Here is a 13197-nt window from a genome sequence, read left to right as displayed (position 1 = left end):
CGTTGAGTTTGCCGTGCTCGTAACGTCAATCGTTTATCGAGCGCTATAATTTAGCGAAGAAGTATTTTAGTTTTGTGTTGCTATCCAAATTGTAATGTACCAGTCCAATCACTACCGATGCATTTGACGATGCAAGAGCCTTTTCTACTCACTACATCCGAACCTACACCCTTGAGACAGAATAAAACAGCTTTCCTCCGAAATGCTATGAAACAACTCATTGCAGGTTCACTATAAATATGGTCATAAATCTGGCTTTTGGCAAATTAAATAACGAATTTTTATGGCTTAGATCACCTTTCGCCACACATGCACCTAAGCAATTGAAATGACTTAATAAAGGGAATAAATGCCGATTACTTCATGAATCTACGGCCATAAATAGTGTAAAATATTGTTTCTTTTTTACTCACATGACAAGGCTCACAGTATAAATGGCTAGTTTGGCGTCTCGACTACAAGGTATTCCTACCGCACAAGCCGCACTCGCTCTAGGTACCACAGGTTTAGGCCTTGCCTGGTCTTTATTTCTTCCTGAACATTCTCATGCACTACGCAGTATTTTTGCTTTTATTGGGGCTTGTTTACTCCTACCTGTGTTACTCAAGTACCTGCTCAACCCAACACTATTTATCCAAGATTTAAAACACCCTCTCTACGGCAGTCTAATGGCGCCTATGACCATGACGTTGCTGGTGCTGGCCGATTATCTCTCTTCTATTCATATTAATAGTGCACGATTATTATGGTATCCCGCGCTTTCGCTGCACTATGTCATGCTGGTGTGTTTTTTCTTCTTTCAGCTTCGCAGCTTTCGCTTAATCCACCTTTACCCAAGCTGGTTTCTTTATCCTGTCGGCGCAATTAGTGGCACGTTAGCAGGTGTACAAATTGGGCATCATGCTTTTGCCCTCGCCATGACGGATATATGTATCACTCTATATTTCATCATGCTGCCAGTTGTTTTATACCGCTTATGCTTTGCTGGGCGACTCCCTCGAAAGGCACGGCCGACACTTGCCATCATGGCTGCTCCCGTGAATTTATCGTTGGCGGCTTACCTATTGAACGTACAAGAACCCGATCTTATCCTAACTGGCGCATTAGCGGGTGTAGGAATCACTATGACCATATTGGTCTATCTCTGTTACTTCGATCTGTTAAAGCAACGTTTTCAGCCATCGTTAGCTGCCGTTACTTTCCCATCGGTTATTAGTGCAGTCGCCAGTGAGCGTTTAAAACAGTTTTTGATTGAAGATTTTCCACAGTGGGCATGGCTTGAAAAGCTCGGGTTGTTAGAAATAACAGTCGCAACAGGGCTTGTTGCTTGGGTCAGTTACCAATACGCGCGTTATTACTATGGGCAGTACCAATCAAAACCATTAACGAAGCAACCGCTATAAACTACCCAAACAAAAACGGCTCTGAATTACTTCAGAGCCGTTTGGTTGTAGGTAATACACTTAAGGTATTAACCCACCCTATTACCTAAGAAGATTAGATGTAAAGCTTAGCGACATCTGATGGCTCTAGTTCGCCACCTTCAAGCTGATCATTCCAGTTTAGGCCAACTAGAACACCATCTTCTGCAAGTGTGATCATCCAATCTTCTACAAAGATATCCAATGGTAATTCTGCAACGCTGAACTCAGCCCACTCATCAACACAATGAGTTTGAGCGTCTTCTTTGTTCGACCAAAATGGCATCACTTCTGAATTTTCAAATTCAGATGAGTCAACGGCTAGCCAATCACCTTCTTCATTACAAAGACCCCAAACAAAACGGGTGTCTTGGCTTTCAGTCACGAATAGGTCCTGATTAGCTTGGATGTCCGACGTTAACTTGGTCATAATTTTCTCTCTACTAGTTCGTTGCCAAATTGGCGATGATTGGAACCTATTTTATCAAAAATTACGAGTAATACGTGAAGTTATTATGACCAATTTTAGCAACTCACACCTTATGTCCAAAAAGTGAGCAATCATCTATTTACCAACTCGTTATACTTAGTGAGCATTTTGGTAACAACAAGGCGTGTTATGGCTACGGTCGACTGGTTAAACTACCTCAACACTCAATCTTTGCTTCCCCCACGACCACATGTCGTCGAGGCTAATCAGTTTCTTGGTGAGCGCCAAACCATGAACATTGCCGTAGACTGTGGCTGTGGTGCAGGACGAGATGCTTTGTACCTGCTTGAACAAGGTTTCCAAGTATATGCATTTGATAAAGACTTACCGACCATAGAGAAACTGGCTCAACATGCATTAGCAACAGCCAACCCCATGCTTGATGTCAAAATCAGTTCTTTTGCTGAATACCAGTTTCCTCGCTCCCACCTGGTTAATGCCAGCGCTTGCCTGTTTTACAGTAAACCCGATGAGTTTACGATTTTTTGGCAAAAAATGACCAAAAGCCTCTTTAGTGGCGGTATTTTTTGCGGACACTTTATCGGAAAAGATGATGTAGGCGTTGATGAAAACTTGCCGATTCTTACCCACACAAAGGAAGAAATTGAAGCCCTTTTGGACGGATTTTATATTATAGCTTGGCAAGAAAAACGAGAACGCTCTTCCCAACTAACGGGTCAACAGCGCTATTGGACTGTCTATACAGTGACAGCATTAAAAAAGTAATGCGAAACCTGATTATTTTTCATCAAAACGTATGATAAATAGCTTCTCGTTAAGACGCTTTAGTGACAAAATCGCTCCATTCCTGATCCCTTTTATTATTACGGGTTACTCATGCAGTCTCAACGTGCGGGTAATGCTTTAGCCGCTTTTTCTTTTGTACTTTGGGGTTTATTACCTCTGTATTATCAATATCTGCCAGGTGCAGATATCAATGATTTACTCGCTTTACGTATCATCTTTTCTGTTCCATCCATGCTGCTAATTTGCTGGATGTTACGTCAGCCTTTACCTGTATTATCTTTAGTATGGCAAGATAAACGATCACTACTAATGACCGCTATCGCTGGCTTGATAATGTGTGTGTCTTGGTATGCTTTCACGTGGGCGATGACGCATGGGCAAGTACTAGCAGCAAGCCTTGGCTTTTTCATCAATCCATTATTTGCGATTGCGTTGGCTGTATTGTTCTTAAAAGAGCGTCTTTCGCACGCGCAATCTATAGCCGTTGTACTTGGTATACTCGGCATTGGTTATCAAGTCTGGCACTACGGTGAACTGCCTTGGATTTCACTGATCATGGGGAGCTTTTTCGCCCTTTATGGTTTGTGCAAAAAGAATATTAAATTCGATGCCATGACCTCAGTAACGTTGGAATCCGCGATACTGGCTCCTTTCGCCATTTTGTATCTATTGTGGGGTTACAGCCAAGGCACAAGCACCGCACTGAATGCTGACTTTGCAACTCAGCTACTTTACATCGGTTCTGCACCAGTTACTTTAGCGCCCTTGGTCTTTTTTGCGTTAGCAATTAACCGTACCAGTTTAACCATGGTCGGGTTAATGCAATATATAGAGCCAAGCCTCCAATTTTTGTTAGCCGTACTGCTCTTTAATGAAGTATTTGATGGCGTAAAAGCTGTCAGTTTTGGTCTGATATGGCTAGGCTTATTGTTATGCACCTTAGAAGCCTTGCTCAGAATATTTAAACGCAGCAAACGCTTACAGGCATAACGCAATAATAACCTGATCCAATAGTGATTGGTTCAGGTTATTCCCTCCCTCTTTGTAACTGCACTCAACACAAAGAACCGTGACATCAGTAATGCAATACCTCTGCATAACTCGCCCATAAAGACACCCACAAGTGTATCTTCATCACACTATCTAGGATTGAATTCGCAAGCTGAAGGTTTCACCAATACCTTATATAAGGTAATACCAATCAGTATTGGTCGACTGCACTAGGTGAAGATATGGATGTTATTCAAATATTTAATGACAGCTACGATAGGTGTAATCGTAATGATGAATTTCTTGATATTTTTTATACCAAATTCTTTGAGAAGGGTGAAAGATTCAAACGTATGTTTGACGGTGTTGATATGACAAAGCAGATGACCATGATGAAAGCATCACTACTGATCATTATGCTTGCCTCTACCTCTGCTTCTGCACGAACGAGCGTTCGTGTATATGCATTGCGTCACGGCAAAGATGGGCTAGGTATCCATGAAGAGGACTTAAATATTTGGTTTAGCTGTTTGCTAGAGGCTGTAGCAAGTTGCGATCCTTACTTCAATCCGCATGTGGAGGAGGCATGGCGTCGTTGCTTTGAGGACGGTTTACAAATTATGCGGGAAGAATGTGGGTAATTGACCTACAACTACCCAGAAACGCTTACAAGTCGTGATTATTTATGACCAACACCGCGATTTTCTTTCTGTGCTAGCGTGATACGACCAAAACCGAGTTTTTTGAAGTGATTATCACGGTAATCTTTGGCTGCTTTGGTTGAATTAGAAACCGCTTCAACCTGCTGTTCCATTTTCAAAAAAGCAGTTAAATCAATGCCTTCTGCAGCTGCAACAGCTTCATGAATTGTGCGGAATTGATCGTATGAAAACGTCAGCGTTTTTTCCTGCTTCTTGTAAGTATAAAGAATTGTGCGAGACATAAGTCATAAACTCATTTTACAAATAGGCGCAGACTTTACCTTATTTGGCGCCGTTCTGTAAAATAAATTTGAGTATAGATAGCGCCCCAAAAAAAGCAGCAAAGCAATAGAGAATAATTGAAATATACAATTCTGATAAAGGGTAAACCGCAAAGTCTACCCTTCTAGTATCCAGCAAGAGTACGTTACTCTTGGAGCATGTTATTTAGCTTACATGATAAATAATTTGCAGCATCGCTACCATCCATATTATTACTGTCTTTGTTTAATTGAGCCGAAGCACAGATAACAGGGCTAATATTACTGGTATTCTCAGTTTCTGTTTCACTTGCAAAAGCACTAATAGAAAATACAGATACAAGCAGAACTGGCATTAATAACTTTTTCATACAATCACCATAAATACGTTATTGATAGGAAAAGCGTCCGGACTTTATTTTGTACATTGCGAATCATCTTCGCCATGCAATAACAATAGCGCATTAAACTTAACAGGTATTGAATATTAGAAATAACCTGAAACAAGTTAATACATATTCAACTGTTATTCAGATTAGATTAGTTCAATATTATCACTATTAACTCGCTACTTTTTCAGCATTCATTAAGGTTATAATACTTTCAAGGGGCATCGCTTTATAATAATAAAACCCTTGAACGTAGCGTACACCTAAATCAGATATGTATTGAAGTTCATCATGTGTTTCAACACCTTCGACAACCAGTTTAGCGCTGGTGACTTTGCCAAGCTCGACCACGATACGGAGTAACTCCTTTCCTCTTTCTGTATCCAGCTTTTGGATCAAAGAGCGATCAACCTTAATTTTGTCGAAGTCATATCGAGATAAATATGCTAAAGATGAAAAGCCTGTACCAAAGTCGTCGAGAGCAACTGATATTCCTAAGGTGCGAAGCTGATTAATGACACTAGCCGTCATCGCTTCATCAGAGACAAGCAGCTCTTCTGTAATTTCAATCTCAACCTGACGATGCGATAGCGAGCTTTCTGTAATCAGATTATCAAGGTACCTTACAAAACCTTTGGTCAATATAGTATCTGATGACACATTGATAGAAAGTAAAAAATCAGGGCGATTGCAATAAGGTGACGTTGCTTGGATCGCTTGCTCCATTACCCAATAATCCAATTCTGGCATCATCTGAAGCTGTGAAAATGATCGAATAAAAGTTGGAGGTAATATATCTCCAGTATGAGTGCGATAACGCAATAAGGCTTCCATTCCAACAATCTGTTCGTTTTCAACATCAACCTGAGGTTGATAATACAAAATCATTTCACCATCGGTATTCAAGCGCTCTATATCGCGCTGTGCTTGCAAGTTACTATGCATCGAAGGAATAAAGCTGGCAAGTTTAGACTTCACATCCATATCGCCATTAATAAAGAATCGACGATTAAAAATGCGCATCAGATCTATACCCTCACTGCGCGTATCCATGATTTTGAAAAAAGGGTAGTAAATGGCTACCCCCACCAGCAATATTACCACTTGCAGGATCACGCCCCCCACTGTACCACCTGTTGATAAGTAGCCACTTAATAATGGAGGAAGCAACCAACTATTAACTTCACTAATAGGTGCCACCCAACCCGCCCAAAAAGCAAAATACGCAATAAGCAGGCTGACTTGTGGTACTAATAAAAAAGGAACCAACATTATTGGGTTAAAAATGATTGGTATACCAAATAGCAAGGGTTCATTGATATTAAACAGCGCTAATATAAACACAGCTTTTGCTAACGTCTTGTAACCGCTACTCTTTGCAAAGAGCAACATGCAAATTACTAAACTAAAAGTATTACCGCTGCCGCCCATGCCTGTGAAAAAATCATAAAAATTAGCACTCAAAATATTAAGCGCAGCACCGCTATTCTGCCAAGCTGCAATGTTTGCAACGGTCACTTCATACAGTTCAGATTTATACATATGCAGTACGTTATGACCATTAATACCTAACGACCACAATAAACCACGAATAAATTCATAAATCATTGCATCAGTAAACACTAAGGGATCCAAGACAGGAAACCACTGGTACTGAGAAATAATAGGTAATAAGACTAATTTTATAAAAGTACTAGCTGCAGCAATCCCACCCAAGGTTAGCATATAGCAATTAAGTACTCTTATGCTGTTATCCATCACACTACTTGCACTATCAAGGTGTAATATTTTGAAACGGTTGGTCATGCTAATGATCGTGCAAGCAACAAATGCACTCAACAATGCGATAATGAAACTATGAGGTAAGGGAATAACCGTCGAAATGAGTCCCCATTGGTACGAGATAATAAAAAAAGCCGTTAATGAACACGCTATGGTGGCCGATTTAGGTAGACGCTGTACATCAGACAAGTACATTGCCATGTATATATTTATCAGTATTGGGAATATATGCGCGGTCAACCGCCCTATATTCCCAATGATTTCAGCAAATGACAGCCAATCCATCCTAAATGCAAATATCTCTAATAAATTGCAAAAAGTTGCTATTAATGAAATTGGCAAAGCCATAATGAAGACATTACATAAAGCGATGGCAAATCTATTGTTCGATAAACGTGTAATAAGCTGAGAAAGCACGATAAAACCTTATCAGCCATTCTATTGAAGCATGACTGTATCGTTAGGTGAGAAGCTTGCTTACTATTCTATCTATGATAAGTGAACATTCAATTAGTTTTAGTATAAAAGGAAGTAATTGATACCCCTGTAGAATCAAAACGTTTCACTGATTTTATTATTGTATTAGGTGTTAAGCATGAAAGAGCTTTCATTTGCTAGAAGGATATATAGTTTAATGGAAAGCTGACGAGTGATTAACCCGTGCAACTTTCATTTATTATTGCTTGGCAGCCTAACCACCTCCAACATTAAAACCGATTACACCCCTCGTCATTTTAATTAGAGGCGACTTGCCCTTTAGCTTTAGTCTTTAATTCAGCGATCACATAATCAGGGGCTATTTTTCCTAGCTCATCTAAACACGCTTCTGTTTTATCGTTTTTAGTACGCACATAAATATCGCACACCGCATATAACTGCTCGGGCGCACCTGAAATCAAGTAAGCTTGTTCAAAAGACTTTACAGACTTATCTATGTTTACTGATTCTTGTAACACACCATTTAAATACCAAAAATAACTGTTGGTTTCTGCCATTTTCGCAGCAATTTCGATAGCGTCGGCCGCTTTGATTTTCTGCTCTAACCGCACGAGTGTTAGCGATTTTGAGTAATACAGGTTTGCCTCTTTTGGCTGGCGCTCAATGGCTTTGTCCAGCGCCTCTAAGGCTTGTTTATCTTTACCTTGAGCACGGAGATTGTCAGATAAACTCAGCCAGACTTGCGCATTGTTTGGCTCTGCGGTGATCAAGCTATCATAGAGCACCTGTGCCTTATCCCACTCTTGATGCCAGCGGTAAACATCTGCTAATAACAAAGCTGACTTTAGGTTCAAGGAATCTGGGTTTACAGAATCTGCACCGCGAACAATATCTGAGGGCATCTCGGGAACAGTGTCAAATGTAGTGCTAGACACATTTGCTTGCGCACTAAGAAATACCACCAACTCTTGGTAAGCCGTTTCAATTGTGCCTTGTTGCGCGGGTGACATATTGCCAAAATCACGGATAAGATTAGTTGTGGCAGTCACTCTCACCTGCTGACTAGGATCCGTTAACAGAGGTGCAAGCATTCGCCAACGATTAGCAAATTGATAAGGTTCTGCTGCAATAACAGCCGCTTCTCTGACTATTGCATTGTCATCTTGTAAGCCGCGTACAACAGCAACCAAACTATTTTGACTCGGGTATGGTGCCAGTTGGCGCAAGGCATTCGCTCTTGCTTGATCACTTTGGCGTTTATCTTGTGCGGTGTACACCCATTGTTGGACTTGCTCAGAACTAATAGGTGACGCCGTACTTTGCGTAGATTGTGACTGTTCACTATCTGTGTTTATAGCCGAAGCGTTCATCGCCGAGGTGCCTGCCGCATACACCTGTGATGTCATCAAGGCTGCTGTTGTCAGCACTGTGAGTAGTTTCTTCATCACTTAGCTCCTAAAACTTGGTGGGAAATGCTTGTGCACGTCGAACTTGTAGAGTGCCTCGTTCATCGCTGTATTGCCCGTGAGCAACGGGATTCCCCGTCATACGCAATACGTACGCAATCGCCTTGTCAGCATGGCTAAAGAATTTATGCCACCCCGCACACAAATAGTTAAGCCCCGGCTCCCCTTCTTGGGTTCGAATGAAGCGATTTTTCGGACATTCACCATGACAAGCAAATTTGTAATCACATTGCTGACATTGCGTTGTCAAATTTCGAGATTTCGCAAAGCCAAACTTTTGCTGTTCAGGGGAATACGCCATCTCATCAAGCTTTTGATGATGAATATTACCAACCTTATACTCAGGGTAAACGTAGTGGTCACAGGTGAAGACATCGCCATTTGGTTCCATCGCCAGCCCTTTGCCGCAGATCTCACCTAGCGTACATAAGGGGTTCTTGCGCCCCATCCAAGTCTCAACACTGGCTTCAAAATATTGAACAAAGACTTTGCCAATATCTTTGGTTATCCACTCATCAAACACTGCAATCAAAAAGTCCCCCCATGCCTCAGCAGACACACACCAAGGTTCAACCACAGAGTCTTTGTGATATGGATTTAATCGGGCATCGCCTTGCGTTAACTGATCTTGTGGCTGCCACTTTTGCGGCGCTGTGGTGCGAAATGTTTTTTGCTCTACAATCGGGATAAACTGCATTTGTGGCGACTTCACCACATCACGTAAAAAGCGGTAAACCTCAAGTGGATTTTGGCTCGTTAAGTTATTCACACAGGTTAAGGTCGCAAAGTTAACTTTATGCTTGTGTAATAGCTCAACCGCTTTCATCACTTGCTTAAACGTACCGCGTCCCGCTTTGTTGGTGCGATAGGTGTTATGCAGTAACTCTGGGCCATCAATACTTAACCCAATTAAGAAATGATTATCAGCTAAAAACGCGCACCACTCATCGTTAAGTAAGGTGCCATTAGTCTGTAAATCGTTTGAGATTTTTACGCCTACTGGCTGATATTTTTTCTGAAATGCGACGATTTTCTGAAAATACTCTAACCCGAGCATAGTCGGCTCACCGCCTTGCCACGAGAAGATGATCTCGGGGGTATTTTGTCCTTCAATATATTGTCGAATATAAGTTTCTAACGTGTCGTCATCCATTTTTGGTGAACAGCCCTTCTTGTACTCCAGCAAATCCTGTTTGCTCAAGTAATAGCAGTAAGTGCAATCAATGTTGCAGGCTGCACCAATCGGCTTTGCCATCACGTGCAAACGCTTGGACGCCTTACCGTTAAACTGTGGACCTTGAGTGACTAACATATCTCACCTTTCAAGCGACAAACTAAGAGCCTCCATAATAAAACCCGCATGCCGCCATGGCTTGTTATACCCCTTATAACCAATGGGAATGAAGAGATTGCCTACAATAGATGCTCGCTGATTAGGTTTGGGGCCAACATGACCTCAATGTAATCCCGGCTTAGCTTCAATTTGGAGATCCCCCCATGTTTGCATTAGGTTCTAAATACTCTCTCGCGGCCATCGCGATAAGCACGGTTACGCTAGCTAGCTTATTTGCCTGCACCATGCCAACAGCACCTCACCCCATCGCTCAGCAAATTGATAGCAACATGGTGTTAGTCGAAGGCGGCAGCTTTACCATGGGTTCAAACCAAGCGAATGCCAGTAAAGCCGAAAGCCCAGCCAGAGACGTTACCGTCGGCAGCTTCTACCTCTCAAAATTCGAAGTTACGCAAGAATTGTTTGAATCGGTAATGGGCTCGTCATTAAGCTACTTTAAAGCGCCCGATATTCCAGTTAATAACCTCAGTTGGCAGCAAGCCAATTTCTTTATTGAGCAACTCAACGAAATCACAGGTGAACATTACCGTTTGCCGACCGAAGCCGAATGGGAGTTTGCAGCGATAGGTGGCAACAAGAGCCAAGGTTTTACTTATAGCGGTTCAAATAGCCTTGATGATGTCGCTTGGTATGCGGGTAATGCCAAAAACAAAGCGCACCCTGTTGGTCAGAAACAACCCAACGAACTTGGGCTGTACGACATGACAGGTAACGTCGGCGAATTTGTTATCGATGCCTTTGATGACACCTTTTACCGCTATGGCCCTACCGACAACCCCAGCAATGCCAAAGATGAAAAAGCAGGGTTAGCTCACAAGTCAGTCCGTGGTGGCAGCTTTGCCTATGACCCTGATGAATCAGAGAATTTTCGCCGCGACTTTGCCAGCCAGTCTATAATTATGTCCGACATGGGTCTTCGACTGGCGAAAGACGCGAATTAATTCGAGAAGCAACGTTTAATGCCACTTCAGGGGGCTTAGAGTGCCAGCCTATGGTTAGGAAGAGGATTAATCACGCTGTTCTCATTGATGTTTCACCTCAATGTATTTCACCAATACACTCAAAATTTAGGTAAATAATAATATGAACAAAAAACGTATCTGCGCTCTCGCAGTCTTATCGGGCCTATCCTTCTCAACCATGGCGATGGATTGTGATCCCAACCTATTACCCTCGTGGAAAGATGGCGATAGTAAGGCTGCCATTGTAAGCTTTGTTGAACAATCCACAGACACATCAAAAGATACCTTTGTGCCTGTCGCAGACCGCATTGCGGTATTTGATAACGACGGTACCTTGTGGTCGGAAAAACCCTATTATTTCCAACTGGCGTTCGCCCTTGATCAAGTCAAAATGATGGCCAAAGATCACCCCGAATGGAAAACACAAGCACCGTTTAAGTTCGTATTAAATGATGATATTGATAGTGTATTTGCTGGCGGTGAAGAAGCACTGCTTGAGATAGTCAAAGTCACCCACAGTGGTATGACAGTTGAGGAGTACCAACAAACTGTCGACCAATGGCTAACCACAGCCAAAGATAAGCGGTTCAACAAAGCTTATACTGAGCTGACCTACAAGCCAATGCGTGAGATGCTCACTTACCTACAAGCGAATGATTTTAAAACCTATATTGTGTCAGGTGGTGGCGTGGACTTTATGCGTGCATGGGCACCAGAAGTTTACAATATTCCCGCAGAACAAATCATTGGCAGCGCCCTTAAATACCAATACGCATACAATGATGGTCAACCAACCATCACTAAAATGGGTGAAATCCTCACTATTGATGATAAAGCAGGCAAGCCAGAAAACATTCAGCACATTATTGGTAAAAAACCTGTACTCGCCGTTGGCAACTCAGACGGTGATCACGCGATGATGCAATGGGCGACCAGCCAGCCAAATTCTATGGCGATGATAGTGCACCATACTGACGAAGCTCGTGAATGGAAATATGACCGTAAGTCCAGTGTCGGAAAGCTAGACAAAGCAATGGATGAAGCCAATGACCGTGATAACTGGCATCTTATTGATATGAAAAATGCATGGTGCACTGTTTACTAACGTCGGTAACCTTACCTCGCCCTCTAAAAAATACAACCGAGAAATAAACCCAAAGCTCCCTAGTTGAGGGAGCTTTTAAATAAAGAGTAGTCATCGTCAGAACTGACTTTCCCCTAACTTTTCTTTATGATTTTTCCGGCTTGCTTCACTTGATTCCTCAACCATTTATGCGCACTCTCACTGGTACGGCTCGGGTGCCAAATCGCACACAAATCATATTCTTTATCGGTGAACGGTAGAGGAATGCCTTTCACATCATAAGTCTTTTCGAACGCCTTAATGGTCGATTCCGGCAACATGCCTATGTACTCACTGTTATGAATCACAGGTAACATTTCCACGACACCAGGCGCTCGATACTTAATATCTCGCTTATCAAGATCTGCGATATCTTCATCATTCAACAAGCTTTTCCGACTGTGCCAACGAGACACCACTACGTGCTGTTCTTTTAAAAACTGCTCTGGGGTGATGGAATCCTGGATACGTGGGTGTCGCGCACTGCATACCACTAATAAGCGCTCTGAAAGAATCGGCTCTACTTTTAATACGGTTCGACCACGAGGGGCTAAATCAACGATCAAATCATACCGTTGAAGCCGTAAATCACTTTCAAAATCCTCCGTAAACAGAGGATGTACTTCAATAGAAATATGCGGCGCTTGTTCGTGGATTTGTTTCATCAATTGCGGCATCAATTCATAGCTCGCCGCTGAGACACAAGCCACTGAAAAGATACGATTTGAGACTTTAGGATCAAAAGCCCGTGATGCCGATAATGTCGAACTAAAATTTTTAAATGCAGCAGCCATTGCAGGATAAATATCGCAGGCAAACGTGGTTGGCTCAACACCTGAGGTGTTACGATGAAACAGTGGGTCATCATAAATTTCGCGTAAACGTTTCAGCGCTTTACTCACCGCTGGCTGAGTAATGTCCATCCGCTTTGCAGCACGTGATAAATTTTGCTCTTCAAAGATAGCAACAAAAATGGGGATTAAATTGAGTTCAGTACTTTTCATTCTTCCTGCTGATAAAGCAAAACCCATCAAGCCGATGAAATACGCTTAATGGGTTGAATACATGTCATTT

13 protein-coding genes are annotated in these 13197 nt (G+C 42.2%); 6 read left to right on the top strand and 7 right to left on the bottom strand.

What is annotated here, in order from left to right:
- Positions 1-434: 434 nt before the first annotated feature.
- The gene (locus tag OCU77_RS25060) at positions 435-1403 is read left to right on the top strand and encodes a TDT family transporter (RefSeq protein ID WP_107302950.1); all 969 of its coding nucleotides are present in this window, start codon (positions 435-437) and stop codon (positions 1401-1403) included.
- 94 nt (positions 1404-1497) lie between these two features.
- Here the strand turns inward: OCU77_RS25060 and OCU77_RS25055 are convergent, their stop codons facing one another.
- A complete protein-coding gene (locus tag OCU77_RS25055; RefSeq protein WP_048900132.1) occupies positions 1498-1851 on the bottom strand; it encodes a DUF2750 domain-containing protein in 354 nt (117 codons plus the stop codon).
- 189 nt (positions 1852-2040) lie between these two features.
- On the opposite strand from OCU77_RS25055, the gene OCU77_RS25050 reads away from it, so the two are divergent.
- From OCU77_RS25050 to OCU77_RS25040, 3 genes are all read left to right on the top strand, one after another.
- A complete protein-coding gene (locus OCU77_RS25050) occupies positions 2041-2637 on the top strand; it encodes a class I SAM-dependent methyltransferase (protein ID WP_048900133.1) in 597 nt (198 codons plus the stop codon).
- Positions 2638-2748: 111 nt separating this feature from the next.
- Positions 2749-3648, top strand: a complete 900-nt coding sequence (rarD, locus tag OCU77_RS25045; protein ID WP_048900134.1) for an EamA family transporter RarD — start codon at positions 2749-2751, stop codon at positions 3646-3648.
- Positions 3649-3890: 242 nt separating this feature from the next.
- Entirely contained in the window at positions 3891-4289 is a 399-nt protein-coding gene (locus OCU77_RS25040; RefSeq protein ID WP_048900135.1) for a globin, read from the top strand.
- Between the two features lie 38 nt (positions 4290-4327).
- On the opposite strand, the gene OCU77_RS25035 is transcribed toward OCU77_RS25040, so the two are convergent.
- The 5 genes from OCU77_RS25035 to OCU77_RS25015 form a co-directional block, all read right to left on the bottom strand.
- Positions 4328-4591, bottom strand: coding sequence for a DUF2960 domain-containing protein (locus OCU77_RS25035; protein ID WP_048900136.1), 264 nt, complete (start codon positions 4589-4591; stop codon positions 4328-4330).
- A gap of 185 nt (positions 4592-4776) precedes the next feature.
- Positions 4777-4980 (bottom strand): hypothetical protein, encoded by a 204-nt coding sequence (locus tag OCU77_RS25030; protein ID WP_048900137.1) that lies wholly within the window; start codon positions 4978-4980, stop codon positions 4777-4779.
- Positions 4981-5169: 189 nt separating this feature from the next.
- On the bottom strand, positions 5170-7197 hold the full coding sequence (locus OCU77_RS25025) for an EAL domain-containing protein (protein WP_239686044.1): 2028 nt from the start codon (positions 7195-7197) through the stop codon (positions 5170-5172).
- A gap of 317 nt (positions 7198-7514) precedes the next feature.
- The gene (locus OCU77_RS25020; RefSeq protein ID WP_048900139.1) at positions 7515-8663 is read right to left on the bottom strand and encodes a tetratricopeptide repeat protein; all 1149 of its coding nucleotides are present in this window, start codon (positions 8661-8663) and stop codon (positions 7515-7517) included.
- A 10-nt stretch (positions 8664-8673) separates the two neighbouring features.
- Complete coding sequence (locus OCU77_RS25015; protein ID WP_048900140.1) at positions 8674-9996, bottom strand: anaerobic sulfatase maturase; 1323 nt, start codon at positions 9994-9996, stop codon at positions 8674-8676.
- A 266-nt stretch (positions 9997-10262) separates the two neighbouring features.
- Between OCU77_RS25015 and OCU77_RS25010 the strand changes: the two genes are divergently transcribed.
- Positions 10263-10979 carry a formylglycine-generating enzyme family protein gene (locus OCU77_RS25010; protein WP_315972524.1) on the top strand — a complete coding sequence of 239 codons (717 nt, stop codon included), beginning with the start codon at positions 10263-10265 and terminating at the stop codon, positions 10977-10979.
- A 142-nt stretch (positions 10980-11121) separates the two neighbouring features.
- A complete protein-coding gene (locus OCU77_RS25005) occupies positions 11122-12105 on the top strand; it encodes an HAD family hydrolase (protein WP_048900142.1) in 984 nt (327 codons plus the stop codon).
- A gap of 113 nt (positions 12106-12218) precedes the next feature.
- Here the strand turns inward: OCU77_RS25005 and OCU77_RS25000 are convergent, their stop codons facing one another.
- Complete coding sequence (locus OCU77_RS25000) at positions 12219-13127, bottom strand: LysR family transcriptional regulator (RefSeq protein ID WP_048900143.1); 909 nt, start codon at positions 13125-13127, stop codon at positions 12219-12221.
- Positions 13128-13197: the final 70 nt, after the last annotated feature.

The organism is Photobacterium swingsii (genome assembly GCF_024346715.1).
GTDB lineage: Bacteria > Pseudomonadota > Gammaproteobacteria > Enterobacterales > Vibrionaceae > Photobacterium > Photobacterium swingsii.
The sequence above is the reverse complement of the archived record's forward strand: the minus strand, read 5'-3'. Positions and strand labels throughout refer to the sequence as shown.